The organism is Streptomyces sp. NPDC006193 (genome assembly GCF_040613915.1).
Lineage (GTDB): Bacteria > Actinomycetota > Actinomycetes > Streptomycetales > Streptomycetaceae > Streptomyces.
The window spans coordinates 76,582-102,218 of the sequence record NZ_JBEXTB010000025.1 but is presented as its reverse complement, the minus strand read 5'-3'; the positions used below and the strand labels follow the sequence as shown (position 1 = coordinate 102,218).

20 protein-coding genes are annotated in these 25,637 nt (G+C 75.1%); 10 read left to right on the top strand and 10 right to left on the bottom strand.

Annotated features, from left to right (window positions below):
* Window positions 1-43: 43 nt before the first annotated feature.
* Both ABZ261_RS22020 and ABZ261_RS22015 read right to left on the bottom strand, forming a co-directional pair.
* On the bottom strand, window positions 44-2,380 hold the full coding sequence (locus ABZ261_RS22020) for a glycosyl hydrolase family 65 protein (protein WP_356861642.1): 2,337 nt from the start codon (window positions 2,378-2,380) through the stop codon (window positions 44-46).
* Window positions 2,377-3,117, bottom strand: a complete 741-nt coding sequence (locus ABZ261_RS22015; RefSeq protein WP_356861640.1) for a beta-phosphoglucomutase family hydrolase — start codon at window positions 3,115-3,117, stop codon at window positions 2,377-2,379. Before ABZ261_RS22015 ends, ABZ261_RS22020 begins: the two co-directional genes overlap by 4 nt.
* Before the next feature lie 139 nt (window positions 3,118-3,256).
* On the opposite strand from ABZ261_RS22015, the gene ABZ261_RS22010 reads away from it, so the two are divergent.
* From ABZ261_RS22010 to ABZ261_RS21990, 5 genes are all read left to right on the top strand, one after another.
* Window positions 3,257-3,907: a nucleoside/nucleotide kinase family protein gene (locus tag ABZ261_RS22010; protein WP_356861638.1), complete on the top strand. Its 651-nt coding sequence runs from the start codon at window positions 3,257-3,259 to the stop codon at window positions 3,905-3,907.
* 337 nt (window positions 3,908-4,244) lie between these two features.
* Window positions 4,245-5,945 (top strand): phospholipid carrier-dependent glycosyltransferase, encoded by a 1,701-nt coding sequence (locus ABZ261_RS22005; protein WP_356861636.1) that lies wholly within the window; start codon window positions 4,245-4,247, stop codon window positions 5,943-5,945.
* Between the two features lie 77 nt (window positions 5,946-6,022).
* A complete protein-coding gene (locus ABZ261_RS22000; RefSeq protein WP_356861634.1) occupies window positions 6,023-6,940 on the top strand; it encodes a MurR/RpiR family transcriptional regulator in 918 nt (305 codons plus the stop codon).
* A 464-nt stretch (window positions 6,941-7,404) separates the two neighbouring features.
* Window positions 7,405-7,785, top strand: a complete 381-nt coding sequence (locus ABZ261_RS21995) for a hypothetical protein (protein WP_356861632.1) — start codon at window positions 7,405-7,407, stop codon at window positions 7,783-7,785.
* Window positions 7,786-8,455: 670 nt separating this feature from the next.
* A complete protein-coding gene (locus ABZ261_RS21990; protein ID WP_356861648.1) occupies window positions 8,456-10,831 on the top strand; it encodes a SpoIIE family protein phosphatase in 2,376 nt (791 codons plus the stop codon).
* A 29-nt stretch (window positions 10,832-10,860) separates the two neighbouring features.
* Here the strand turns inward: ABZ261_RS21990 and ABZ261_RS21985 are convergent, their stop codons facing one another.
* The 3 genes from ABZ261_RS21985 to ABZ261_RS21975 form a co-directional block, all read right to left on the bottom strand.
* Window positions 10,861-11,298, bottom strand: a complete 438-nt coding sequence (locus tag ABZ261_RS21985) for a flavin reductase family protein (protein WP_356861646.1) — start codon at window positions 11,296-11,298, stop codon at window positions 10,861-10,863.
* Window positions 11,299-11,670: 372 nt separating this feature from the next.
* The gene (locus ABZ261_RS21980) at window positions 11,671-12,498 is read right to left on the bottom strand and encodes a hypothetical protein (protein WP_356861630.1); all 828 of its coding nucleotides are present in this window, start codon (window positions 12,496-12,498) and stop codon (window positions 11,671-11,673) included.
* A 211-nt stretch (window positions 12,499-12,709) separates the two neighbouring features.
* A complete protein-coding gene (locus tag ABZ261_RS21975) occupies window positions 12,710-13,123 on the bottom strand; it encodes an SsgA family sporulation/cell division regulator (RefSeq protein ID WP_356861628.1) in 414 nt (137 codons plus the stop codon).
* Window positions 13,124-13,484: 361 nt separating this feature from the next.
* On the opposite strand from ABZ261_RS21975, the gene ABZ261_RS21970 reads away from it, so the two are divergent.
* On the top strand, window positions 13,485-14,915 hold the full coding sequence (locus tag ABZ261_RS21970; RefSeq protein ID WP_356861626.1) for a SpoIIE family protein phosphatase: 1,431 nt from the start codon (window positions 13,485-13,487) through the stop codon (window positions 14,913-14,915).
* Window positions 14,916-15,006: 91 nt separating this feature from the next.
* Here ABZ261_RS21970 and ABZ261_RS21965 read toward each other — a convergent pair whose 3' ends face one another.
* On the bottom strand, window positions 15,007-16,503 hold the full coding sequence (locus ABZ261_RS21965) for a hypothetical protein (RefSeq protein WP_356861624.1): 1,497 nt from the start codon (window positions 16,501-16,503) through the stop codon (window positions 15,007-15,009).
* A gap of 330 nt (window positions 16,504-16,833) precedes the next feature.
* Here ABZ261_RS21965 and ABZ261_RS21960 point away from each other — a divergent pair, with 330 nt between their 5' ends.
* Both ABZ261_RS21960 and ABZ261_RS21955 read left to right on the top strand, forming a co-directional pair.
* A complete protein-coding gene (locus ABZ261_RS21960) occupies window positions 16,834-17,979 on the top strand; it encodes an aminoglycoside phosphotransferase family protein (protein WP_356861622.1) in 1,146 nt (381 codons plus the stop codon).
* A gap of 319 nt (window positions 17,980-18,298) precedes the next feature.
* Complete coding sequence (locus ABZ261_RS21955; protein WP_356861620.1) at window positions 18,299-20,266, top strand: peptidoglycan recognition family protein; 1,968 nt, start codon at window positions 18,299-18,301, stop codon at window positions 20,264-20,266.
* A 15-nt stretch (window positions 20,267-20,281) separates the two neighbouring features.
* Here ABZ261_RS21955 and ABZ261_RS21950 read toward each other — a convergent pair whose 3' ends face one another.
* The 4 genes from ABZ261_RS21950 to ABZ261_RS21935 form a co-directional block, all read right to left on the bottom strand.
* Window positions 20,282-20,779: a hypothetical protein gene (locus tag ABZ261_RS21950; protein ID WP_356861618.1), complete on the bottom strand. Its 498-nt coding sequence runs from the start codon at window positions 20,777-20,779 to the stop codon at window positions 20,282-20,284.
* Between the two features lie 395 nt (window positions 20,780-21,174).
* Window positions 21,175-22,074, bottom strand: a complete 900-nt coding sequence (locus tag ABZ261_RS21945; RefSeq protein ID WP_356861616.1) for a universal stress protein — start codon at window positions 22,072-22,074, stop codon at window positions 21,175-21,177.
* Window positions 22,075-22,200: 126 nt separating this feature from the next.
* Entirely contained in the window at window positions 22,201-22,443 is a 243-nt protein-coding gene (locus ABZ261_RS21940; protein ID WP_356861614.1) for a DUF397 domain-containing protein, read from the bottom strand.
* Between the two features lie 353 nt (window positions 22,444-22,796).
* Window positions 22,797-23,648 carry an alpha/beta hydrolase gene (locus ABZ261_RS21935; RefSeq protein ID WP_356861612.1) on the bottom strand — a complete coding sequence of 284 codons (852 nt, stop codon included), beginning with the start codon at window positions 23,646-23,648 and terminating at the stop codon, window positions 22,797-22,799.
* A 228-nt stretch (window positions 23,649-23,876) separates the two neighbouring features.
* Between ABZ261_RS21935 and paaK the strand changes: the two genes are divergently transcribed.
* Window positions 23,877-25,181, top strand: coding sequence for a phenylacetate--CoA ligase PaaK (gene paaK, locus ABZ261_RS21930; protein WP_356861610.1), 1,305 nt, complete (start codon window positions 23,877-23,879; stop codon window positions 25,179-25,181).
* A gap of 52 nt (window positions 25,182-25,233) precedes the next feature.
* The gene (locus tag ABZ261_RS21925) at window positions 25,234-25,566 is read left to right on the top strand and encodes a metalloregulator ArsR/SmtB family transcription factor (RefSeq protein WP_356861608.1); all 333 of its coding nucleotides are present in this window, start codon (window positions 25,234-25,236) and stop codon (window positions 25,564-25,566) included.
* The last annotated feature ends 71 nt before the right edge of the window (window positions 25,567-25,637 follow it).

Sequence of the window (25,637 nt, the reverse complement as noted above, 5' to 3'; positions counted from 1 at the left end):
GACCACTCGCTCGGCTGTGCGGGGTCCGGCGCCGGTCGCGCGGTCAGACGCCGGCGAAGGCCTGCTCGATGATGTCGAGGCCCTCGTTGAGCAGGCGCACGGCCGGTTCGTCGGTGCTGACGGTCAGCGGCTCCCCGTGGTGGCGGATCGTCAGCGGGGGCCCGTCCAGCAGCGAGTACGTCGCCTTGTCGGCGCCGATGTCCACGCGCAGCCGGCGCCCGCGGAACTGGAGGTGGAAGGCGAGGCGGCGCAGCCGCTCGGGCAGGCGGGGCGCGAACCGCAGCCGGTCGCCGTCGCGGCGCATCCCCCCGAAGCCGGCCACCAGCGCCATCCAGGTGCCGGCGAGGGAGGCGATGTGCAGCCCGTCGCGGGTGTTGTGCTCCAGGTCCCGCAGGTCCATGAAGGCGGCCTCGGTGGTGTACGCGTAGGCGAGGTCCAGGTGTCCGGCCTGGGCGGCGATGACGGCCTGGCAGCAGGCGGACAGCGAGGAGTCGCGGACGGTCAGCGGCTCGTAGTAGGCGAAGTTGCGGGCGATCTGCTCCTCGTCGTGATCCTGCTCGAAGTAGTCGCCGCAGGTGTACATGGCGAGCACCAGGTCCGCCTGCTTGACGACCTGTTTGCGGTAGAGGTCGAAGTAGGGGAAGTGGAGCATCAGCGGGTACTGGTCGGGGCGGGTGCGTGCGAAGTCCCACCGCTGGTAGCGGGTGAACCCGGCGTGCTGCTCGTGGACGCCCAGCTCCTCGTTGTACGGGATGTGCATGGCGTCGGCCGCGTCCCGCCAGGCCGCGCTCTCCTCCTCGTCCACACCGAGCCGCCGCGCCTCGCGCGGGTGGCGTTCGACGGCGTCGGCCGCGGCGCGCAGGTTCTGCCGGGCCATCAGGTTGGTGTACGTGTTGTCGTCGACGACCGCGCTGTACTCGTCGGGGCCGGTGACGCCGTCGAGGTGGAACACGCCGTGCCGGTCGTGGTGGCCCAGCGACCGCCACAGCCGGGCCGTCTCCACCAGCAGTTCCACGCCGGTCTCCCGCTCGAAGGCGGTGTCGCCGGTCGCCTCGACGTACCGGACGACGGCGTCGGCTATGCCGGCGTTGACGTGGAAGGCGGCGGTGCCGGCCGGCCAGTACGCGGAGCCCTCCGGCCCGGCGATGGTCCGCCACGGGAACGCGGCGCCGGCGAGGCCGAGCTGGGCGGCGCGTTCGCGGGCCTCGTCCAGGGTGTTGTACCGCCAGCGCAGCGCCTCCGCCACGGCCTTGGGCGCGGTGTGGGTGAGCACGGGCAGCACGAACATCTCGGTGTCCCAGAAGGCGTGCCCGTCGTAGCCGGAGCCGGTCAGTCCCTTCGCCGGGATCGCGCGCTGTTCGGCGCGGGCCCCCGCCTGGAGGACGTGGAACAGCGCGAACCGGACGGCCTGCTGGATCTCCTCGTCGCCCTCCACCTCGACGTCGGCGCGGGCCCAGAAGTCGTCCAGGCAGTCCCGCTGGTCGGCGAGCAGGCCCGGCCAGCCGTCGTGCCCGGCGGCGGCGAGCGCGGCGTCGACCTGGTCGGCCATCGCGGGCAGCGACCGGGCGCCGGACCAGCCGTGGGCGACCAGCTTCTCCACCCGCAGCGTCTGCCCGGGCTCCAGGACGGAGGTGACGGTCAGCCGGGCGACGTCGATGCCGCTCTCGCTGTGGCAGGTGGTGTGTTCGGGGCCGGTGACGACGTGGTCGGCGGCCACGGCGACCCGGAGGCCGCTGTGCCGGGTGCGGTGCACCAGCCGCAGCCGGTTGCCGGAGGCGAAGCCGTCCTCCTGCTCCAGCGGCGACTTCAGGGCCTTCGCCGCGCGCGGGTCGCCGTCGGGCTGGGGCAGGCTCTCGTTGGCGACCAGCTCGGACTGGATGACGACGCGGCTGCGGCTGTCGACGGCCTCCACCTCGTACGCGACGGCGGCCACCGCCCGCTGGGTCAGCGACACCAGCCGGGTGGAGCGCACCCGGACCGTGGAACCGGCCGGGGAGGTCCACTCGCAGGTCCGCTCCAGCACCCCGCGGCGCAGGTCCAGGACGCGTTCGTGGGCGACGAGCCGGCCGTAGCGCAGGTCGAACGGCTCGTCGTCCACCAGCAGGCGCACGACCTTGCCGTTGGTGACGTTGATGGCCGTCTGCCCGGACTCCGGATAGCCGTACCCGGCCTCGGCGTACGGCAGGGGGTGCACCTCGTGGACGCCGTTGAGGTAGCTGCCGGGCAGGCCGTGCGGCTCCCCCTCGTCGAGGTTGCCGCGCCAGCCGACGTGCCCGTTGGACAGGGCGAACACCGACTCGCTCTGGGCGAGGACGTCGAGGTCGAGGGCGGTCTCCCGGACGGTCCACGGCTCGACGGCGTACGAGCGGTCGGTGATCACTGCTTGCCTCCCAGTTCCGCGAGGTCGCCGACGACGGTGTCGGCCCCGTGCGCGTACAGCGCGTCGGCCTGGCCCACCCGGTCCACGCCGACGACGTACCCGAAACCGCCCGCGCGGCCGGCGTCCATCCCGGCCAGGGCGTCCTCGAAGACGGCCGCCCGGGACGCTTCGACGCCGAGGTCGCGGGCGGCGGCGAGGAAGGTGTCGGGGTGGGGTTTGCCCGGCAGGTCCCGCTCGGCGGCGACCACGCCGTCGATGCGCACGTCGAAGAAGTGCTCGGCTCCGACGGAGCGCAGCACGTCCCGGCAGTTGGCGCTGGAGGAGACGATCGCGGTGCGCAGCCCCTGGGCGCGCACCGCCTCCAGATACCGCAGGGTGCCCTCGTAGGCCTCCACTCCGCCGGTGCGGATCTTCTCCAGCAGCAGCTCGTTCTTGCGGTTGCCGACGCCGTGGACGGTGCGGGCGTCGGGCGGGTCGTCGGGGGTCCCCTCGGGCAGGTGGATGCCGCGTGAGGCGAGGAAGGCGCGGACGCCGTCGGCGCGGGGGCGGCCGTCGACGTACTCGTCGTAGTCGGCGCCGGAGTCGAACGGCCGTCCCTGCTCGCCCTCGTAGTCGCGCAGGAGCGCGTCGAACGTCTCCTTCCAGGCCGCCGCGTGCACGACGGCCGTCTTGGTGACGACCCCGTCGAGGTCGAAGAGACAGGCCTGGATGGTGTCGGGCAGACCGAGCTGAGTCATACCCGAACCTGTTCCCCGTCGGGGGCGCTCCAGTGGGTGGCGCACACCACACGCTCGTCCGGCGGGCGATGACACACTGTTCTGCGTGCCTTCCGAGCCTTCCGTGCCTTCCGTGCCTTCCGAGCTTTCCGAGCTTTCCGTGCCTTCGACCTTCGACGACCTCCTCGTCCGCGCCCGTGCCCTGGCCCGGGAGGGCGGGCGTGCCCTGCTCGGCATCGCGGGCAGCCCGGGAGCGGGCAAGACGACGCTCGCCGAGCGCCTGGTGGACGCCCTGAACGGGGACGGGCCGCCCTGGGCGGTGCATGTGCCCATGGACGGATTCCATCTCGCCGACGCCGAGTTGGACCGGCTGGGCCGCCGGGACCGCAAGGGCGCCCCGGACACCTTCGACGCCGGCGGGTACGCGGCGCTGCTGCGTCGCCTGCGCGAGGAGCGCGACGAGGTGGTGTACGCGCCGGGCTTCGAGCGGGTGCTGGAGCAGCCGCTCGCGGGGGCGATCCCGGTGCCGCCGTCGGCCCGGCTGGTGGTGACCGAGGGCAACTACCTGCTGCTGCGGGAGGGTTCGTGGGCGCGGGTGCGGTGCTGCCTGGACGAGGTGTGGTTCTGCGAGGTCCCCGAGGACGAGCGGATCCGCCGGCTGGTCGCCCGGCACGAGCAGTTCGGCAAGGAGCGCACGGCGGCGGAGGCGTGGGTGCTGGGCACGGACCAGCGCAACGCCGACCTGGTCGCGGCGACGCGGGAGCGGGCGGACCTGGTGGTGCCGGCCTCCGCGCTGCCCCCGAAGCGCTGACGCCGCGCCGCCGGGGCCCGGTCCGGGGCGCCGCGTGCGCCGCCGCACGGGTCACCGCGCACGGCGGCCGGGCCGTCGAGGCCGGTGCCGGGTGCGTGCCGGGCGGGGCCGTGCCGGGCGCCGGGTCCGGGTCCGGGCTGCCCGGACCGCGCCGGCGGCCGTCGTGGGCGCAGGTGAACCGCGGACGGCCGCGGGCCGTACGAGTGTGCACGGCAGAGGGTCTGCCGGTACGGCGTGTGCGGCGGTGGCGCCCGCGGCGGCGGGTTCGGCAGGGCGGCCGGGGCCAGGGTCCGGCCCCGGCCGCACCCGCCGCGGGGCGGGTGCCGCAGCGGGGCGGATGATGGCGAGCGAACGGCACCTGGTCCTCACACCCGAGGCTCCCGTCCCGGGACCGGCACGGCCGGCGCCCGCCGGCCCGTGCGCCCGGCTGCGCCGGCACCGGCGCCGTCTGCTGCCGCTCCTGGTCGTGCTGCTGCTGGCGCAGATGGCCGCGGCGATGGTCACCACGGCCGTCCAGCAGACGCCCACCATCGACGAGCCGGTGTACGTCGCCACCGCCGCCGACTACCTGCGCGAACACCGGCTGCGCTACAACCCCGAGCATCCGCCGCTGGGGAAGCTGCTGATCGCCGCCGGGGTGGCGGTGGTGCACCCGCGCTACGACCCCGCGTACCCCGGCACCCAGGGGGACGTGGGCCGGCACCTGCTGTACGAGTCCGGCAACGACCCCTGGCGGGTGATGCTGTGGGCCAGACTGCCCGTGATCGCGCTGACCCTGCTGTGCGGGCTGGCCGTGTTCGCGTTCGCCCGTGAGGTGGCGGGCCCGGTGGGCGGGCTGGTGGCGCTCGCCCTGTACTCGTTCTCCCCCGATCTGGTCGCGCACGGTGCGCTGGCCACGCTGGACGTGCCGGCGGCCGGCTTCGTGCTGACGTCGGTCTGGCTGGTGTGGCGGGCCCGGCGGCGGCCGGTGCTGTGCCTGCCGCTCGCCGGGGCGGCGCTGGGGGCGGCCGTCGCGACGAAGATGAGCGCGCTGCCGGCGGTGCCGGTGCTGATGGCGCTGGGGGCGCTGTCCGCCCGTGCGGCCTTCCCCGGGCTCGGGGGCGGTCGGCGGCGCAGGTCGGCGCAGGCGCTCGCGGGCGCCGCGGTCGTGGCGGTGGCGGCCCTGGCGGTGGTGTGGGCGGCGTATCTGGCCGTCGATCCGCGTCTGCGGTTCGTGCCCGCCGAGCCGGTGCCGGTGGTGCACGGGCTGCGCGGGCGACTGGTGGACCTCCTGCCGGTGCCCGAGGCGTACCGGGCCGGGATGCGGCTCCAGTTCGGCCTGGAGGACTACCCCTGGCAGGGCTACCTGTTCGGACGCCTCTACACGGGCTCCCTCTGGTACTACCTGCCGGCCGCCCTGCTGGTGAAGACGCCGCTCGGGCTGCTCGCCCTGGGGGCGGCCGGCGCCGCGGCGCTCCTGGCGGTGCGGCGGCTGCGGCCCGCGGCGCCGTACCTGCTGGTGCCGCCGGCGGCGCTGCTGGCGGCGGCGATGGCGGGCTCGCGCGACTTCGGCACCCGGTACGCGCTGTTCGTGCCCGTGTTCCTCGCGGTGGCGGCGCCGTGCGCGCTCGCGCTGCGGCCGCGGTGGAGCGGGCCGGCGACCGGGGCGCTGGTGCTGTTCGCGGCGGTCAGTTCGCTGCGGACGTTCCCGTACTACCTGCCGTACGCGAACGAGGCGTTCGGCGGCCCCGCGCACACGCACCGGCTGCTGCACGACTCCAACGTGGACTGGGGGCAGGACCTGGGCCGGCTCGCGGACCGGCTCCGGGAGCGGTACCCGGGCGAGCGGGTGTGGCTGGTGTACAAGGGCAGCGGCGTGCCGTCGTACTACGGCATCCGCGCCGCCGATCCGCTGACGGCGCCCCCGGAGCGGGTGCACGGGCTGCTGGCGGTGTCGGACTCCGCGGCCGCCAAGGCGCGCGGGCGGCTCGCCGCGCTGATCGACGGCAGCCGGCCGGTCGGCGAGGTCGGTCATTCGATCAGTCTGTTCCGGCGCTGAGCCCGCCGCTCAACCCGCTGGTCACCGCGGCCGGTGAGCTATGTTGAGTGCTCGTGGCAGACAAAGGAGGCCGACCGGTGCCCTCGCCGCAGCAGGCCCGCGCACAGGCATCAGCGATCACGTCGGGCAGGACCGCGCCCGAGGGCGAGGCCGCCCCGACCTCCCGGCTGCGGGAACTCTTCGACGGCCCCCGTCTGTCGCCGGGCCAGCGGCGCATCGCCCAGTACCTGATCGAGCACATCACCGAGGCGGCGTTCCTGTCGATCACCGAGCTGGCGGACCGGGTCGGGGTCAGCCAGCCCTCCGTCACCCGCTTCGCCGCCGCGGTCGGCTTCAGCGGGTACCCCGCGCTGCGGGAGCGGCTGCAGTCGATCGCGCTGAGCAGCCTCGCGGGCGGCCCCGGCGAGGAGGACCGGGCCAACGAGCTGCAGGCGGCCGTCGACGCGGAGATCCAGAACCTGGAGAACCTGCGGCGCGACTTCGCCGACCCCGACCGGGTGATCCACGTCGGCCGCGAGCTGTCCCGCTCCACCCCGCTGACCGTGCTCGGCCTGCGCATCTCGGTCTCGCTCGCCGAGTACTTCGGCTACGCCGCCCGCCGTATCCACCCGGACGTCCGGCTGGTGACCCGGGGCGGCAGCGTGGCCTACGACGCGCTGCTGCAGTCCCGCGAGGCGGGCGGCACCTGGGTGCTGGCCTTCGCCATGCCCCGGCACTCCCAGGAGACGCTGCACGCCGTCCGGGTGGCGCGCGACGCCGGTCTGCAGGTCGCCCTGGTGACCGACCTGGCGCTCGGACCGCTGGCCGACGAGGCCGACGTCGTCTTCGCTACGGGCACCGGTTCCCGGCTGGTGTTCGACTCCTACGCCGCGCCCGGGGTGCTGGCCGCCGCGCTGCTGCAGGCCATGACCGACGCCGATCCGGAGCGCACCCAGGCCCGGCTGGAGAAGTACGAGCAGCTCTCGGACCAGCACCAGTTCTTCCTGAGGGATTGACCGGCCTCCCGGCGAGGTGCGTCACCGGCGGTGGATCCCTCCGCGCCCGTGGACCGGCCGTGAAGATCCTGCGGTGCCCCACCCCCGCAGACGGGGACGATCCACCCCAGAGGGTGCATGAATTTTTTCATACGTCTTGCAAACGAGTCGGCATATATAAATACTGCTCAGGGACCGCGCCCGGCCCCCTCCGGCACGGTCCGCACCGCGGACCCACCACTCGCACCCCGCCCCGAGAAAGCCGACGGACCGTCCATGCGCACGCAAGCCGCCACGCAGCGCCGGTCCCCGTCGCCCGGGGTCCCGCACGGACACCCCCCGCCGCCGTCCCGTACCCACGGCGGCGCACGGGGTGCTCCGGGGCCCGTCGCCTGCGCGGCGCGCCCGGGGCGGCCCCGGCCATCCCCTAGGCCGGGGCCGCCCCGAACCCGTCGACATCCCCACGACGCCGCACACCGGAAGCGATGATCATGCCTTTGACCAGCACGCGCATCAGCCCCGACTGGCCCTGTCAGGTCAAGACGCCGGGTTCGTACGACTGGGAGCGCTCAGCCGCCAAGTGGCTGCGCGAGCTGATCCCCGCGCGGTACGCCAGCTATCCGGCGCTCATCCGGCATCCCGTGCTCCTCGCCCGGCACGCGCAGATCCAGGTGCAGCAGGAGATCCGGGTCGCGCGGACCGCCCTGCAGACCGCGCGGGCCGAACTGCCGGTGCTCGGGCTGCCGGAGTCGGTGATCGAACACACCATCAAGATGTACGCGGCCGAGGTGCTGCAGCTCCAGCACATCGCCCGCAGCGTCCGTGTGGTGAGCGAGGCGCTGGCCGGCCGCAGCACGGGCCGCTGACCGCCCGGGGCGTCGCGGGGCGGTGTTCGGCGGCGGCGGCCAGGTGCTGCTCACCGCCGTCACCGCGCGCGGCGGGCTCGGCGGACGGTCGTCGCCGCCGCGCCCCCCGGACCGCATGCCGGCGGCGCGCGATGCGCTGACGGGCGCCGGGGTTCGCCTCGGACGGGATGCTGCCGCCCCGGGCTGATCCGGAACGAGGCCTGCTTCGAACGGATCCTCCCGGCCCCGGACACCGGGCCGGCCGCGGCGCGGGCGCGCCGGCCGCCCGCCTCCCCGCAGGACCGGGCGCTCCCCCCCCGCCCCGCCTCGCCGCAGGGCCGCACATCCGTGCCTGCCCGCCTCGCCGCGGGGCGAGCGTCCCCGCCCCCGCCCGCCTCGCCGGCTCGGCGGTCCTTCTCCGCACGTCACCGCCCCGGCGAGCGGCGCGCGCCCTCCGCCGCCGTCCCTCCGCGGCCCGGCCGGCCCGGGCCCGCCCCCGTCCCCTGCACAGCGCCCACGGGACCGCGCCGCCGCGTCGGCGGGCGGCCGGGGCGGGCAGCCGAACGGAACGTCTTCGTCCGCCCCGTCCGCCCGGCCACGGGCATCGAGGGGAGCCGGACCCGGCAGACGAGTGATCGAACGGGTCCCGGTGTGCCATGCTCGACGCGTGACGAGCGAGCCCGTGCCTCCCGTGGACCCCGGCACCGGCGCCGATCTCGCGGCGCTGGCGAAGGTCGTGGCCCGGCAGCGCGCCGAGATCGAACGGCTGCGCGACCTGGCCGCGACCACCGCCGTCCTGGAGCGGGCCAAGGGCGTGCTCATGGCCGTCGCCGGCTGCGCCCCGGACGCCGCGCACGAGGAACTGGTGCAGCGCGCCAAGCAGGGCAACCGCACCCTCCTGGAACAGTGCTGGCTCACCCTGGGCGCCCTCCCGCCCAGCGAGCACTCCCCCGCCACGGCGGCCCCGGGCGCCGCAGGCGGCCGGACGGCCCCGCCCGCCGGGGCCGCGGACCTCGCGGAGGTGCTGGGGCACGTCGGCCGGGAACTGGTCGGGGTCGGCTCACCGCAGGAGCTGGCCGCGACCCTGCTGGAGCACCTGGCGCCCGAGGCCGGCGCCGACGCGGTGCTGCTGTACGGGCGGCTGCCCGAGGGCGGCCTCATGCTGATCGGGCACGCCGGCATCGACGCCACCCTCGCCGCCCAGTGGCGTCAGGTGCCACCGGTCAGCGGCGTGGCCGCACTGGACGTCCTCCGGTCGGGCGAACCCTGCTGGCTGGAGGACCTCGCCGCCGACCGCACCCGGCGCCTGCTGATCGGCGACCCCCCGGAGCGCTGGCTCACCCGGGCCTGGCTGCCGCTGCCCGCCGGGGAGGCCGCGAGCGTCGCCCTCGGCGTGCTGCGCGGGCGCGGCGAGCCGTTCACGCCCCGCGAGCGGGAGCTGCTGCGCGCGGTGGCCCGGCTCTGCGCGGGCCGGCTGCGGGCCTTCGACGGCCCGCAGGAGCGTGCGGCCGACGGCGTCTGCCGGACCGTGCAGACGGTGCTCGACGCGCTGCCGGGCGCGGTGATCCTGCTGACCCCGCTGCGGGGCGCCTCCGGCGAGGTGGTGGACTACCGCATCGACGCCGCCACCCCGGAAGCCGTGGACGTGTTCGGCCGCACCGGCCGGGGCATGGTCGGCAAGCACGTGCTGGAGAGCTACCCGTCGGTCGCCGGGGAGCCGCTGTGGCAGGGCTACCTGCAGGCGCTGGAGACCGGCCTGCCGTTCGAGGGCGAGCCGTTCGCCTACCAGGACGTGGTCGGCGAGGTGCCGACGACCGCGACCTACTCGGTGCGGGCGGCCCGGCTGGGCGAGGGCCTGCTGGTGAGCTGGCTGCGCCACGACGGGGCGGACCGGCAGGAGCAGCGCCTGTCCGACGTGCAGCGGCTCGGCAACCTCGGCTGGGCCAACTGGAACCTGATCACCCAGGAGATCTCCTGGGCCGCGCAGACGTACGCCGTGCTGGGCCTCGGCCCCGGGCAGGGGCCGGTCCGGCTGGAGGGGCTGCCCGACCTGGCGCTGCCGGAGGACGCGGGGCCGCTGGCCCGGGCGATCACCGGGCTGGTCCGCCACGCCCGCCCGTTCGATGTGCCGTTCCGCGTCGAGACGCCCACGGGCGTCCGGCACCTGCGGATGGTCGCGGAGGCCGTCACGGCGGCCGACGGCACCGCGGTCGAGGTGCACGGCTTCGTGCAGGACCTCACCGCGCAGCGCAGCGCGGAGCTGGCGCTGGTGGAGAGCGAGCGGGCGATGCTGCTGCAGCGGGGCATCCTGCAGGCCGAGCGGGCCCTGGCGGCCCGGCTGCAGCACGCCCTGCTGCCGCTGCCCAGCAAACCGGTGCAGCTGGCCGGGCTGCGCGTCGAGGTCGCCTACCTGCCCGCACAGGCCGGCATCCACGTCGGCGGCGACTGGTTCAGCGCCATCGAACTGCCGGACTCCGACGCGCTGTTCGTGGTCGGTGACGTCGCGGGCCACGGCATCGGCGCCGTGGCCACCATGGCCCAGCTCAGGTTCACCGCGAAGGGCATGGTCAGCACCGGATCCTCGCTGACCGGGGCGCTGGCGCGGCTGAACCGGCTGCTGCTGCACTCCCGCGACGGTCAGACCACCGCCACCATGGTCCTGGCCCGCTACGACCCGCACCGGCACGTGCTGGCCTGGGCGCAGGCCGGGCACCCGCCGCCGCTGCTGGTCCGCCGGGGCGAGGTGCGCTACCTCGACCGGCCCGGCGGCATGCTCCTCGGCGCGACCGCCACCCCCGTCTACGAGTCGGCGGAGCTGCGCCTGGAGCCCGGTGACCGGCTGCTCCTCTACACCGACGGCCTGGTGGAGCGCACCGGCGAGGGCATCGACGCGGGGTTCGACCGGCTGGCCGAGGCGGTGCGCGCCCACGGCGGCGGCGGGTCCGGCAGCCTGGACGCCCTGCTCGCCACGATGCTGGCGGACGAACGCCGGGACGACGTGTGCGTGCTGGACATCCGGATGCCGGTGGAGGACGTGCACGACGCGGCGGGCGCCGCGGACGCCTGACGGGCCGGCAGCGGCCGGGGGCGCTGCCGTCACGCCGGGTGGCCGGCCTCGATGGTGAGGGCGTCGGAGAGCCGCAGCAGCGGACCCTCGCGTCCCCCGCCCCACTGGACCGGGTCGAGCACGAAGCCGACGTGGTCGCCGCCGTCGGTGCGGTGGAGGACGGAGCCGACGAACCAGGCCGCCGCGTCCTGCAGCACGGCGGCGCCGCCGTGCGCCTCCGCCCAGTCGACCAGCGCGAACTTGTCGACCTCGTCGCCGGTCCGGCCGCCGAACAGCTCCGCGAGGTCCCGCTGCTCGCGGGTGAGCAGGTGCACGGCGAGGCACTGCGCCGCCCGGGCGACCCGGTAGGTGCGATTGGCCTTGGACAGCCAGACGGCGAACCGGGCCGGCCGGAGGGAGCACTGGGAGGCGAAGCCGACCAGGCAGCCGGACCGCTCGCCGTCCGCGGCCGCCGTGACGACGCACATGTCGGGGTTGAGGCGGTCGAAGAAGCCGTCCGGTCCGGCCTGCCCGCCCGACTGGGGCGTGCCGTCCGTCCGGTGGATGTCGCTGACCTCCGCCATGCTGTTCCGCTCCCGTCTTCCGCGGTCCGGTCGGTGCCGGCCTGCGCCGCCCGCGCCGGGCGCGGCGGGGGCCGTCATCCTCCCCCTGCCCGGTGTGCCGCTCATGAAGCGTCGCCGGCGCCGGTCCGCGACTGCGGCGCCCGGCGCGTGCCGCCGCCGTGGCCGCCGCTCCCGTCCCCGCTGACGCCGTGTCGGATCCGGAAACGGGCCACGGCCCCGGTCGGCGCCGCGTCGTGCGGTCGTGACGGCCGGTGGGGACCCGGCCCGCGTGGGCGGCTACAGCGACAGGAAACGGCTCAGGGACGCCGTGAACGCGGCGACGAAGGCGTCCCGGCCCTCCTCCGGCAGCGCGTCCAGGGACAGGTAGGGGTTGAGGTCCTCCAGCTCGACCAGCAGCAGCCCGCCGTCGGGGGTGCGGCAGGCGTCGACGCGCTGGATGCCGTACCCGAGGTCGTTCCAGTCGATGAAGCGCCGGGCGAACTCCAGGTCGGCGGCGGTGGCCGGGTAGGGCTTCAGCTCCCAGCGCCGCCTGGGGTCGGGGGCGTACAGGGCGTGGCTGAAGTCGTCGTCCACGAAGTAGAAGGACACCTCGTAGGAGAAGTCGACGCAGGGCTGGATCAGGACGTCGCCGACGGCGAGCGCGGCGACCCGGCTCTCGGGAACGATCCGCAGGCCGAGGGAGTCCGCGCCGAACCGGGGCTTCACGACGTACCGCCGGACGGGCGGCAGCCGGTGCAGGTCCTCGGCGCTGCCCACGGTCGGGATGACCGGGAAACCGGCGGCGGACAGGTCGAGCAGGTACTGCTTGCCGGCCATGTCCGCCTTGCCGGTGAGCGGGTTGTAGACCCGGGTCCCGCGGGCGAGGGCCCGGGCGCGGAAGGCGTCGTACTCCCGCTGGTAGCCGAGGACGGGCCCGCTGTTGCGGACCACGACCGCGTCGTGATGGTCCATCAGCGCCGCCGCGTCCAGCGGATGGCACAGGGCCAGGTCGAAGTGGGCGCGCAGCCGGGAGGCGAGGAGGATGTCCTCGTCGCAGTAGCGGCGCCCGCGTGCCTGGTACGCCAGGTCGGTGACGTAGAGCAGGCGGGGGCGGGCGGCGGACATGGGAGGTCTCCTCGGGGCGGTGCGGGCGCCGTGCCGACGGCGGTGCAGAAAGGTTACGCCGCAGGGTGGAGGCGTCTTCGGTCGCCCCCGTCGGCCGCCCGCGGGCCGTGCGTGCGCCCGCGGCACGGATGCCGGTGCCCGCGCCGCCCGGCGGCGGAGGGTACGGACGTCGAAGCCGGGCCGGAACGCCCCCGCAGCGCTCCGCGCCGGCTCACACCCCGCCGAACAGCGCGCTCAGCCCCCGCTCGACCACACCCGTGACGTCCTCCTGCCCGTTCGCCACCACCGCGTAGGTGCGCACCAGGAAGCGCCGCAGCGCCGAGGCCTGGAACTGCAGCAGCGCCATGCCGTGCGGGGAGTGGAACTCCAGCACCGTGCGGGTGCGGCCGTACGGCCATATGCGCACGTCCCCGCAGCCGGCCGGGGTGCGCAGCCCCTGGTCGAGCAGGGAGCGGGCGAAGGTCCAGGTGACCTCCTCGCCGTGCAGGGCCGCCTCGGCCGGGAAGTCCACGAACACGGCGAGGGGATCGGCGGCGAGATAACGGAGCGTGGCGCGGACCTCGACCTCGCGGTCCGCGGCGGCGACCAGCCGTGCCTGAGCGATCTGTTCGACGATGGTGTCCATGCCCTTAAGGAGTCCGGGCGGGGCCCTCGCATGCCGCCAAATCCGGTCAGACTTCGGCAGGTACCGGCCCCTCCGCGCACCGGGCGGACGGCAGGGCGTACACAGGGGCGTCGAACTGGTGGATGAGCGCCGTGAGCAGCGGCCGCACGCACTCCGAAGCGCGTACACCACCTACGACTCGGCCGCGGCCGCGTCTACGTCGTCCGTACGCGCGGATCGCTCCGGGAAGACTCTGGCATATGCCGGAAGCACCACCGTATCGTGTGGTGCCAAATCCCTTACAGCGAGTCGCCGGCTGTGCGACAGTCGTGACGGTCCCCCCGGTCGTCCTCGCCGTACCGTCCCCCCTCCGGAGTGCGTCATGCCGTCCCCAGTCTCCGCGGACCGATCAGCCGCCCAGCCGCCAGGGCGCGGCTCGGTCGAGTCGCTGATAAGGCAGGCGCGGCGGCTGAAGGGCGGCGTGGACGCCGTACGGCGGGACACCCGCAGCGACGGCGCGGGCCCCGAGGAGCGCTGGCAGCGTGCCCTCTGCGACCTCGCCCTGCACCAGCTGGACGACCTCGACGCTCATCTGGCCCAGCTGCGGGACGGCCCGGCCCCCGCGGCGGCGGACACCGCCGAGACGCCGGCCGTCCGGACCGCCCCGCCCGCCGCCCCGCGCGGTGCGCTGCCCGGCCGCGTCGGCAGCGCCGAGTGGAACCTGCTGACGGACGAGGCCGCCTGGTCCGGGGAGCTGTACCGGATCCTCGGTCTCGACCCCGGCCGCCCCGCCCTCACCCTGGACGAACTGCCCACGCTGGTCGCGGAGGAGGACCGGCCGAAGCTGACCGCGATGGTGACGGGCTGCCTCGTCGACGGCAAGCCGATCGACGGCGAGTTCCGCGTCGTACGGCCCGACGGGTCCGTGCGGACCGTGCACATGATGGGCGAGCCCGTGCTCGGCGCCGACGGCGGCACCGCCTCCATGTGGGCCGTGCTGCGGGACGTCAGCGAACTGCGCCACAGCCGGCAGACGGTGAGCGAGACCCGTGACTCGCTGCACCGCCACCGCCGGCAGGAGCAGACCGAGCACCGGATCGCGGCCGAGCTGCAGGACGCCGTGGTGCCGCCCTGGCGCGGCTGCCGGCGGTTCCCGCACCAGGGCCCGGGGACCCTCGACCTCGCCGCCCACCGCCTGCCGGCCGCCGGCGCCACGCCGTTCGGCGGAGACTGGTACGACGCGTTACCCCTGCCCGACGGCGGGATCCTGCTCGGCGTCGGCGACCTCACCGGAGACAGCGCGGCTGTCGCCTCGGGCATGGCGATGCTGCTCGGCGCCGTCCGCGGCATGGCGATGGCCGGCGTCGAACCCGGTCGACTGCTCACGATGCTCAACCAGTTGCTCGACGCCACCGTGCAACCCGCCCTCGGCGCCACCGTCTGCTGCCGCTACCGCCCCGAGACCCGCACCCTGGTCTGGGCACAGGCAGGACACCCCGCCCCGGTGCTGTACCGCGACGGGACGGGGCGCGTGCTGGACCCACCGGACGGCGTCCTCCTCGGCGCCGCCTCGGGCGCGGCGTACGGGCAGGCCACCGTCACCCTGGAGCCGGGCGACCTGCTGCTCCTGCACACCGACGGGCTGACGGCGGACTGCGGCAGGGCCCCGGCGGCGGAACGGCTGCTCGCCCTCGCGCCACGGCTCGGCGCGGCGCGCACCGCGCAGGAGTGCGTGCGCACGGTCGTCGAGGAGTTCGGCGGGACCGGACGCGAGGACGACGCGTGCGTGCTCGTCGCCAGGGTCACCGCGTGAGCGGGACACCGCATGAGCCGACCCGCCGGGCCGGGCCGTGCGCGGACGCCCTGACGGGACGACCACCCCCCGAGCGGTCGCGCCCGAGCGCTCAGGTCTGCGCGAGCTGGCCGTCCCCCTTGCCCCGCGGCTTGGGCAGGGCCAGTCTGATCTCCTCCCGCAGTTCGTGGATCTTCGGGTAGCCCGCGTACTGCGCGGTCAGCCGGTACATCTGCCGCAGCCGGTCCCAGGTGCGGCGGGAGGAGTTCGAACCCATCGACATCAGGGCCAGCCGAGCGTAGCGGTCGGCCTGTTCGGGATCGTCGGCGATGAAACAGGCCGACGCCATGGACAGATGGTCGAAGATCTTCGACCGTTCACGGCCGTCCACGCGCAGGGCCAGGGCCTTCTCCGCGTAGTACTGGGCGTGCACGGCCGCGCCCGGGTCGAACTCCGCGAGGGTCCGGTAGGCGAGGGCCTGCATGCCGTACAGGTCCTCGTCCTTGAAGGTCTGCATCCAGTCCGGCGTCTCGGCGTCCTGCCGGTCCCCGGCGAAGAGGTCCTCCGCCTGGCCGAGGGTGCGCCGCATCGCCTGGCCCTTGCCCATCGACGCCTGCGCCCAGGCCTCGATGGTGTGGAACATCGCCTTCGTGCGCGGCTGCAGGCGGTCGCCTGCGCCGGACTGGGCGAGTCTCATCAGGTCCAGGGCGTCGTCGGGCCGGCCCAGGTGCACCATCTGCCGGGCCGCCCGGGACAGCGCCTCACCGGCGCGCGGCCGGTCACCGCCCTCCCGGGCCGCGTGGGCCGCGATGACGAAGTACTTCTGCGCCGTGGGTTCCAGGCCGACGTCGTGCGACATCCAGCCCGCGAGGACCGCGAGGTTGGCGGCGACGCCCCACAGGCGCCGCTGCAGATGGGGGGGATGGCGGTAGGCGAGCATGCCGCCCACTTCGTTGAGCTGTCCCACGACCGCCTTGCGCTGCAGCCCGCCGCCGCGGGCCGCGTCCCAGGCGCGGAACACCTCGACCGAGCGCTCCAGCTCCTCGATCTCCTGCGACCCGATGGGGGCGGCCTCGTAGCGGTCGAACCCCGCGGGGTCGGCGTGCAGGGGGTCGTGGAGGAGGGGGGCGTCGGCCTTCAGGGCCGGGTCGGTGTGCAGCCAGTCGTGCATGGCGGTGCTCAGTGTGGATCCCGCGGCGAGCGCGGCACCCGCGCCCACCAAGCCGCGTCGGTTGAGCATGAGGTCCATTCCCGTGAATTCGGTGAGGACCGCGGCGGTCCGTTCGGGCGCCCACGGCACTCCGTCGGGGTGTTCCTCGATCCCGACGCCCGGCCGTCTCCCTGCACGCCCGTGCCGCACCAGACCGAGGTCCTCGATGGTCACGACACGGCCGAGACGCTCGGTGAACAGGGCCGCCAGCACCCGCGGCACCGGATCGCGCGGGATCTCTCCCATGTCGATCCACCGCCGCACCCGTGAGGTGTCGGTCGCCAGCTGGGGGTGGCCCATGGCCGCCGCCTGCCGGTTGACCAGTCTCGCGAGTTCGCCCTTCGACCAGCCGGCCAGGCCGAACAGGTCCGCGAGGCGGGTGTTGGGTTGTCCGCTCACATCAAGCCCCCAGGTTCTCGGCTGAGTTGACACTAGCCGGGCGGAGGTTGCCGGGCGACTATTCGCCACGCTTCGCCAGGGTTCGCCAGATGGTGTGCCAGTGGTCATCGGGTGTCAGGTAGGAACGCGCCACCCCGACCTGGTCGCCGCCCTCATACGACGGCTCCCCAGCGGCATATGACGGGCACATTCCCCAGGGTGTGCCCGGGCGGACGGGCCGGGTGGGCGCACGCTCCCGGACCACGCTCACCGGGCACCACCCGGAGCATGGCCGCGGAGCACGGACGTACAGGCAGGCACCGCAGGCACACGAAGGGATCTGTTCTTCCCATGTACGCAGCATCGTCCTCCGTGTCCGCCCCGCCCCGGCCGCTGCGCTCCCGCCCGGCGGGCGGCGGGCCGTACCTCGACCCGGCGGCGCGTCCGGGCGGTCCCGTGCTGGGCGCGGCCCGGCCCCGGCGCGTACCGGGGGCGCCCGGGACGCCGCCGCTCAGCGGGCGACTGGACCTGTCCGGTCCGCAGGGCGCCCAGCTGCGCACCGCGATCGCCTCGGTGCACCGGATCTGCCCGGAGTTCGCGCCGGTGCAGATCCTGCGGCGCAGCGGACGGTCCGTCCTGCTCGTGGGGACGACGGGACGCAGCACGGCGGTCGCCAAGTGCCTGCTGGACCACTCCGCCACGTGGGCGGAGCGCAGCCGTCAGGAAATAGCCGCATACCGCTCGTTCGTCCGGCACCGGCCGCCGGTCCGGGTGCCGAGGCTCATCGCGGCGGACCCGGACAACTGCACCCTGGTGATCGAGCGGATGCCGGGCCGGACGGCGGCGTTACAGCGGCATCCCGGGGAGGCTCCGCCCCGCGCGGACGTCCGGGCCGCGCTCGGGGCGATCTGCCGGGTGAACGCCTGGCGGCCCCCGGCCGGCATCTTCGACGTGCCGCTGGACTACGCGGCCCAGATCTCCCGGTACCACGAGCTGGGCCTGCTCACCGACCGTGACCTCGGCGACCTGCAGAAGCTGCTGCACGGGATCGCACAGGAGGTCGGCCGGCACGGCATGCTCCAGTTCTGCCACGGCGACGCCCTGCTGTCGAACATCCTGCTCTCACCGGCCGGCCCGGTGCTGGTGGACTGGGAGCACGCGGGCTGGTATCTGCCGGGGTACGACCTGGCGACCTTGTGGCTGATCCTCGGTCAGGCGCCGACGGCCCGGCGGCAGATCAGCCAGATCGCCCAGTCGGCGGGTCCGGCCTCCCGGGACGCCTTCCTGGTGAATCTGATGCTGCTGCTCACCCGGGAGATCCGCAGGTGCGAGTCGGCCGTGCAGCGTTCGATGCACGACACGGCGCCGGCGGCACACGGCGCAGCCCACCCGGGTGCTGTGCCGTCCGGTGAGGAACAGCGGCTGCTGCTCAGGCGGCTGCACGACGACTGCCACATGGCCCGCCGTGCCGTCCGGGCGGCGGTCGGCACGCGCTGACCGGGGGGGGCGAGGGTTCCGCGGTGCGCCCGAGCGGCGGCGCACCGCGGACCTTCGTATGCCGCCCGCGCGCCGTCCGCCGGTGCGTGCCCGGCATGCACCGTCGTATGCGCCCGCGCCGTCCACCGGTGTACGCCACTGACGCCCCGCAGGCCCGCGCCCCGCCGCCGCGAAACTCGCCGAAACCCTCCATGACATGGGAAATCTCCACACTGACGGCATCATTGACGGATCGTCGGCAGACCGGTACCACTGACCCAGCCCGGTGCCGCACGCCCCGCCACGCCCCGCCACGCCCCGCCCGTCACAGGAGGCCGCCATGCGAGGACCCGCCACCGACCCCACGTCCGCACCCGGCCACAGACGCCTGCGGCGCACCGCCGTCCCGCTCGTCTCCGCGGCCCTGCTGCTGTCCGCGCCGGGCGCGGCGCCCGCCCACAGCGCCCCGGCCTCGTCCGCGCACCGGCTGCAGCACGCGTTCGCCGCCGCGGCGGCCGAGCACCACGTGCCGCAGAGCGTCCTGCTGGCCGTCTCCTACCTCCAGTCCCGCTGGGACGCGCACGGCGGCGCGCCGAGCGTGACCGGCGGCTACGGCCCGATGCACCTCACCGACGCCCGGACCGCGATCGCCGCCGCGGAGCACTTCGCCGAGGGGACGGAGGATCCACGCGGCGACACCGCCCGGCCGGCGCTGCGTCCCCGCGCCGTGGCGCCGGCCGGGTCGGCGGTGCCGGCCCGGCTGAGAACGCTGCCGAAGGCGGCGGCGCTGACCGGCATCCCGGCCGGGGAACTGCGCACCGACCCGGCGGCGAACATCGCCGGCGGCGCCGCCCTGCTCGCGGCAGCGCAGAAGGACCTGGGCGAGCCGGCGAGCACCGACCCCGCCGACTGGTACGGCGCGGTGGCCCGCTTCTCCGGCGCCGACGACACCGCGACCGCCGCGGCCTACGCCGACGACGTGTACGAGGTGCTGCGCACGGGCGCGGAACGCACCACGGACGACGGCCAGCTGGTCGCCCTGGCCGCCCGGCCGGGGCTGACCCCGGACACCGCCCCGTTGCGGCGGGCCGGTCTGCGCACGCTGCCCGCGGACGGCACCGAGTGCCCCCGGTCGGTTTCCTGCACCTCGGTACCGGCGCCGTACGAGGAGTTCGGCGACGACTACGGCAACCACGACCTCGGCGACCGTCCCGCCTCCCAGAAGATCGAGTACATCGTCGTCCATGACACGGAGGGAGCCTGGGACGGCGTGATGAACCTGATCCAGGACCCGGCCTATGTGTCCTGGAACTACACGATCCGCTCCACCGACGGTCTCATCGCCCAGCACGTCAAGGCGAAGGACGTCGCCTGGCACGCGGGCAACTGGTACCTCAACGCCAAGTCGATCGGCATCGAGCACGAGGGGTTCCTCGCCAGCCCCGACGCCTGGTACACGGAGGCGATGTACCGGTCCTCGGCCCGGCTGGTGCGGTACCTGGCCAGGATCCACGGCATCCCGCTGGACCGGCAGCACGTCCTGGGCCACGACAACGTGCCCGGGCCCACCGCCGCCGCCGTACCCGGCATGCACACGGACCCCGGCCCGTACTGGGACTGGCGGCACTACTTCCAGCTCCTGGGCCACCCCTTCACCCGCACGGCGGGCCGGCACTCCGGCGTGGTGACGATCCTGCCGGACTACGCCTCCCACCGGCCCGTGTACACCGGCTGCACCGCCCAGGGCGAGCCCTGCGCCGACCACGGCTCCAGCGAGGTGCGGCTGTACACGGACCACGACGAGAACGCCCCGCTGGTGAGGGACATCGGTCTGCGGACGGAGCCGACGACCGGCGTGAACGACCTGTCCTCACGGGTCTCCACCGGCCAGCAGTACGCGGTCGCCGGCCGCTGGGGCGACTGGACGGCCGTCTGGTACCTGGGGCAGAAGGCCTGGTTCCGCAACCCGCGCGGCAACCCGACGGCGGTCCCCGCGAAGGGCCTGGTGGTCGCGCCGAGAGCCGGTCTGGCGAGCGTCCCGGTGTACGGCAGGGCCTACCCGGAGAAGGAGGCCTATCCGGCCGGCGTCCCCACCCAGTCGGTGGTGCCGCTGCCCTACACCATCCCGGCCGGGCAGGAGTACGTGGTCGGTGACGAGGTCCCGGGCGAGTACTACTACGCCGTCACCTTCACCACCGACTCGCACCGGGTCGTGCGGGGCGCCGACCTGTACTACGAGATCCAGTACGGCCACCGGGTCGGGTTCGTCCGGGCGGCGGACGTGACGCTCCGCAACTCCGCCGGCTGACGGCGGCCCGCGGTCTCAGCCCTGCTGGAAAAGCTCCGCCGGGAGCGGCTTCAGCAGGGCGTACAGGTCGTCGGTGATGGGGCGGTCCCAGGCCGCGATGGTCACGAGGACGCCGTCGCTGCGGTCGAACTGCACGCAGGAGATCCGGCTCTCGGAGAGCTTCAGGCGCCGCACGATGAGGAGGTTGTCGCCCTGGAGGACCGGAGTGTCCTCGGTCTCCAGGACGGTGACCTCCTCGTCGTTCTCCAGTGCCAGCAGCAACTGGCCCACCTCGAAGGGGATCTCGCCCTCGGCCACGTCGCGCGCCGGGGAGCCCTCCGGCAGATTGCCGATGATCATGGCGGGGCCGCGTCCGCCGAAGAGGTCGTAGCGCAGGAAGACACCCTGGCAGGTGCCGTCGGGGGCGGGCAGCAGGCCCGCGCCGAGGTTGCCCGGCCAGTCGCCCGGGTCCATGGCCAGCACGTCGAAGTCGGGTCCGGCAGGAGTGGCGCTGCGGCGGCGGAGGAACGACATGCGGCCATGGTACGTGCCCGCGCCGCGCTCGGTGACCTGCGGGCGACGGGGGGACCGGGCCGGCGCGGGGGCGGTTCGCCGGCAGGTCCCCGGGGCCGCGCCGGCCGGCCGCGGGGCGAGTCGCCGTGGGTGCGGGCGCACCGGGTGCAGCCGTGCGGCCGTGCGGCCGGACAGCGCCACGGCGGCCGGCGGACCGGTGTCCGCGGGCGGCGGGGAGGGACGCCCGGGCCGGAGCCGGAGCCGCTCGGCCGGACGAGGGGCGCGCGGGTGTGCCGGGCGGCGGGGGCTCCCCGGATCCGGGGGTGCCCGGGTGCCGGCCCCCGGGGGGACTGCGGTCGGCATCGGACGGGTCGCGGGGCGCTGCGCGGTCCGCCGCGCCGGCTCCGCCCCCGGTGTCACTCCTCGGGCGGCGCCGGCGGCACCACCGCGACCGGGCTCGCCGCGTGCAGCAGCACGGCCTGCGTGACCGAGCCCATCATCCGGGCCGGGGCGAGCAGGCGCCGCCGGTGCCGGCCGACGACGACGAGGTCGGCGTCCCGGGAGGCGGCGACCAGGTGGCCGGCCGCGTCGCCGGCGAGCGCCTCGGCGTCGGCGCGGACCTCGGGGTGCCGGGCGCGGTGCGGGGCGAGGAAGCCCTCGGCGAGGGCGCGGGTCTCGTTCTCCACGGGGCCCCGGTCGACCGGCGGCGGCACCGTCTGACCGGGAACGGACCAGGTCTGCACCGGCCACGGGTAGGCGGCGATCGCCTGCACCCGGGCTCCGCGGCGGGCGGCCTCGGCGAAGGCGAAGGCGAGGACGGCCTCGTCGGGGCTGTCGGCGTGCAGGCCGACGACCACGCGGGGTCCCGGCTCGGCCGGTCCCTCACCGTGCACCGTGCGGCCCGGCGGCGGCACGACGACCACCGGGCACTCGGCGTCACGGGCGGCGGCGAGGCCGTTGGAGCCGAGCAGCAGGCCGGCGAAGCCGCCGCGGCCGCGGGAGCCGAGGACCAGCAGCTGGGCGTCGGCGCCCAGGGCGGGCAGGACCGCGCCCGGCACGCCCTCCAGGGCGGCGTACTCCACCACCGGGGCTCCGGAGCGGCCGGCGAGCCGGGCGCGCGCCCCGTCGAGCACCGGGTCGCCCTCCGGCCGGGGCGGACCTGCGGCCGGCACATCGGCGGCCCACACCGTGTACTGCCGTACGTGCACCACCCGCAGCGGCGCCGCGCGCCGGCGGGCGGCGTCCAGGGCCCAGTCCAGGGCGCGCAGGCTGCCCTCGGAGCCGTCGACCGCGGCGATGACCGGCGCAGCGCTCATCCTTCTCACCTCCGGCGACACGGCGCCCCTTGCGCGGGGCCGGCCCGGCTCGGATCCGGGCCCGGCGGGGCGCTGCTGGCCGCGTGTCCGGAAATCGGGTCGTGACACCCCCGGGTCAGGTGAGGTTCAGGTGAGGTCGAACTCGCCCTCCCGTGCGCCGCTGACGAACGCGCCCCACTCCGCCGGGGTGAAGATCAGGGAAGGGCTCTCCGGCCGGCCGCTGTTGCGCATCGCGACGAACCCCTCGACGAAGGCGATCTGGACGTCGCCCAGACCTCGGCTGCTGGACTGCCACTCCGCCTTGCTGAGGTCCAGCTCCGGCTTGTCCCAGCCCGCGAACGGGTACTGCTGGGTGGTGCTGTCGGCCACGTCCGTGCTCCTCCCGGTTCGTCGTCCGCGGCTCAGCCTAGCGACCGGCCGCCAGGGCGGACAGGGCACCTGAGGGCGATCTTTCGGGCGGCCTCCGGGCTGCGCCGCGGGAGCGGCTCTCCGCCGCCGCGGCTCCCTCTCGGCGGAGATCCCGGCCGAACGCCCGGCGCTGGTGATCTACGCCTACGGCACGCACACCCGTGCACGGCCGCCGCCCGGACGCCCCGGCCCGCGAGCCGCCGGCCGCCCTCGGCATGCCGGGCGGGGTCGACGACTTCCTCGGACGTACTTCCTCGGCTCCGCTCCGTGGGGTCCCGCCGCACGGCGTGCCGCGTGCCTGCTCCGACGAGGGTCTAGCGGCCGGGCGCGGGCTCGGTGAGGAAGGCGGCGACGTGGTCGCGGAAGCGCTCGGGGTCGTCCAGCCAGGGGTAGTGGCCGGCGCCGGGCTGGAGGGTCAGCGCGGCGTCGGGGAAGGCTTCGGCGGTGCGGCGGGCGAGGGCGGGGCAGGGGCCGCCGTCGAGCTCGCCCGCGTACACGAGGACCGGGGCGGTCAGTGCGGCGAGGGCGGCGCGGGTCGCGTCCGGGGTGAAGGCGCCGTCGGCGAAGTAGCGCTCGCCGGCCTCCTCGTTGGTCTGCTCCGGCTCGGCGGCGGAGTGGGCCCGGGCGGTGTCGTCCCAGCGGCCGTGGAAGAACGGCAGGAAGACGTCGTCGAAGCCGGCCTCGCCCGCGAGCCAGGCCCGGAAGGCGGGGTAGGCCTGCGCGAACCAGGGCTCGTCCGCGCGCAGCCGGGCGGCCGCGAGCCGGTCCTCGGCCGTGGCCCGCATGCCGAGGGCGGACGGGTTGGGGGTGACCAGGACCAGCCGCCGTATGCGCTGCGGGTGACGGGCGGCGTAGAGCATCGCCAGGGCGGCGCCCGCCGAGTGGGCGAGCAGGTCCATCTGGGCAAGTCCCATGTGGGCCCGCCATCGTTCCACGTCGTCGACCATGCGGTCGCAGCGGTACGTCCCCGGGTCCGCCGGCGTCTGCGAGTCGCCGGTGCCCCGCAGGTCGAGCAGGGCGAGCCGGCGGTGCGCGGTCAGCCCGCCGAGGTCCGCGAGGTAGGCGGAGGCGCGCAGGGGGCCACCGGGCAGGACGGCGAGGGGGTCGCCGGCGCCCCGCAGGTGGTAGGCGAGCCGGGTGCCGTCGCCGGTGGTGAATGTCGGCATGCGGTGATCATGCGGGGTGGCCGGGCCCGGCCGCAACGTCGTTCCCCGCCCCGTGGCCGCCGTGCGGCGGCTCCTGTGCAGGCCACGGGCCGGTCGTGCGCGGTTCACCGTGCGGAAATTCCCGCAGGGCCCTTGCCCCGGGCCGGGTCGGCCTGCATTACTGGCCCCGAACACAACGACCGAATGATCGGTCGCCCGTAATGTGCGGTTGGCAAGGGAGACGTCGCGATGGCGGATGCGAAGGATCTGCTCGACGCGGGTGAACGGCTCGGGACCGAGGAGCTGCGGGCACTGCAGCTGGAGCGGCTGCGGGCCTCGCTGCGGCACGCCTATGAGCACGTGCCGTTCTACCGGGAGTCGTTCGACAAGGCGGGTGTCCGCCCGGAGGACTGCCGTTCGCTCGCCGACCTCGCGCACTTCCCCTTCACGACCAAGGCCGACCTGCGGGAAAACTACCCGTACGGGATGTTCGCGGTACCGCGCGAGCGGATCCGGCGGCTGCACGCCTCCAGCGGCACCACGGGCCGCCCCACGGTGGTGGGCTACACGGACAACGACCTCTCGCTGTGGGCCGACATGGTGGCCCGGTCGATCCGCGCGGCCGGCGGGCGCCCCGGCGACACCGTGCACGTGGCGTACGGCTACGGCCTGTTCACCGGCGGCCTGGGCGCCCATTACGGCGCCGAGCGCCTCGGCTGTACGGTCGTCCCGGCCTCCGGCGGGATGACGGCCCGGCAGGTGCAGCTCATCCGGGACCTGGAACCGTCGGTGATCATGGTGACCCCCTCCTACATGCTGACGCTGCTGGACGAGTTCGAGCGGCTGGGCGTGGACCCTCGGACCACCTCGCTGCGGGTGGGCGTCTTCGGCGCCGAGCCGTGGACGGAGCAGATGCGGCGGGAGATCGAGGAACGGTTCGCGATCGACGCGGTCGACATCTACGGGCTGTCCGAGGTGATCGGTCCCGGCGTGGCTCAGGAGTGTGTGGAGACCAAGGACGGACTCCATGTGTGGGAGGACCACTTCTATCCGGAGGTCGTCGATCCGGTCACCGGTGAGGTGCTGCCGGAGGGCGAGCGCGGCGAGCTGGTCTTCACGTCGCTGACCAAGGAGGCGATGCCGATCGTCCGGTACCGGACGCGGGACCTCACGCGGCTGCTGCCCGGCACGGCCCGGGTGTTCCGGCGGATGGAGAAGGTCACCGGGCGCAGCGACGACATGGTGATCCTGCGCGGGGTCAACCTGTTCCCGACCCAGATCGAGGAGATCGTGCTGCGCACCCCGGGGGTGGCGCCGCACTTCCAGTTGCGCCTGACCCGGGAGGGCCGGCTGGACGCGCTGACCGTCCGGGCCGAGGCCCGCCCGGACGCGCCGCCGGAGGCCCGGGAGGCGGCGGCCCGCTCCATCGCCGCGGCCGTCAAGGACGGCATCGGGGTGTCGGTCGGCGTGGAGATCGTGGAGCCGGAGTCGCTGGAGCGGTCGGTGGGCAAGATCCGCCGGATCGTGGACCTGCGGCCACGGGACGCCGGCTGACGCGCTCGTATCGTCGTACCCCGAATCGTCGGGGGCACCTATACTCCGAGTCATGACGGACACCGCCCCCACTCCGGACCCGGACCTGGTCAACGCGCTGCGGGCGCTGTCCAACCCGGTGCGGCTGCAGATGCTGCGCTGGCTGCGCGAACCGGAGCGGCACTTCCCGCTGGAGACCGCCATCGCCGACCCGGCCGAGGTGGGGGTGTGCGTGAGCCACATCCAGGCGAAGGCGGGCCTGGCCCAGTCGACGGTGTCGGCCTACATGGCCGAACTGCAGCGTGCGGGGCTGGTCCGGGCGACCCGGGTGGGCAAGTGGACCCATTACAAGCGCGACGAACAGCGCATCGCCGCCCTGGTCGCCGAACTGGGCCAGACGCTCTGACCCTCGGCCGCCCGGCGCCCCGCACGGCCCGGCGCCCGGCCGGGGGCTTCCGCGCTGCCGTACTGGCGTCA

Excerpts from the sequence above, each read along its gene's own strand:
- ABZ261_RS22015 (WP_356861640.1), bottom strand. The coding sequence starts at position 3,117 with ATGACTCAGCTCGGTCTGCCCGACACCATCCAGGCCTGTCTCTTCGAC.
- ABZ261_RS22005 (WP_356861636.1), top strand. The coding sequence starts at position 4,245 with ATGATGGCGAGCGAACGGCACCTGGTCCTCACACCCGAGGCTCCCGTC.
- ABZ261_RS21995 (WP_356861632.1), top strand. The coding sequence starts at position 7,405 with ATGATCATGCCTTTGACCAGCACGCGCATCAGCCCCGACTGGCCCTGT.
- ABZ261_RS21985 (WP_356861646.1), bottom strand. The coding sequence starts at position 11,298 with ATGTGCGTCGTCACGGCGGCCGCGGACGGCGAGCGGTCCGGCTGCCTG.
- ABZ261_RS21980 (WP_356861630.1), bottom strand. The coding sequence starts at position 12,498 with ATGTCCGCCGCCCGCCCCCGCCTGCTCTACGTCACCGACCTGGCGTAC.
- ABZ261_RS21975 (WP_356861628.1), bottom strand. The coding sequence starts at position 13,123 with ATGGACACCATCGTCGAACAGATCGCTCAGGCACGGCTGGTCGCCGCC.
- ABZ261_RS21970 (WP_356861626.1), top strand. The coding sequence starts at position 13,485 with ATGCCGTCCCCAGTCTCCGCGGACCGATCAGCCGCCCAGCCGCCAGGG.
- ABZ261_RS21960 (WP_356861622.1), top strand. The coding sequence starts at position 16,834 with ATGTACGCAGCATCGTCCTCCGTGTCCGCCCCGCCCCGGCCGCTGCGC.
- ABZ261_RS21955 (WP_356861620.1), top strand. The coding sequence starts at position 18,299 with ATGCGAGGACCCGCCACCGACCCCACGTCCGCACCCGGCCACAGACGC.
- ABZ261_RS21950 (WP_356861618.1), bottom strand. The coding sequence starts at position 20,779 with ATGTCGTTCCTCCGCCGCCGCAGCGCCACTCCTGCCGGACCCGACTTC.
- ABZ261_RS21945 (WP_356861616.1), bottom strand. The coding sequence starts at position 22,074 with ATGAGCGCTGCGCCGGTCATCGCCGCGGTCGACGGCTCCGAGGGCAGC.
- ABZ261_RS21935 (WP_356861612.1), bottom strand. The coding sequence starts at position 23,648 with ATGCCGACATTCACCACCGGCGACGGCACCCGGCTCGCCTACCACCTG.
- paaK (WP_356861610.1), top strand. The coding sequence starts at position 23,877 with ATGGCGGATGCGAAGGATCTGCTCGACGCGGGTGAACGGCTCGGGACC.
- ABZ261_RS21925 (WP_356861608.1), top strand. The coding sequence starts at position 25,234 with ATGACGGACACCGCCCCCACTCCGGACCCGGACCTGGTCAACGCGCTG.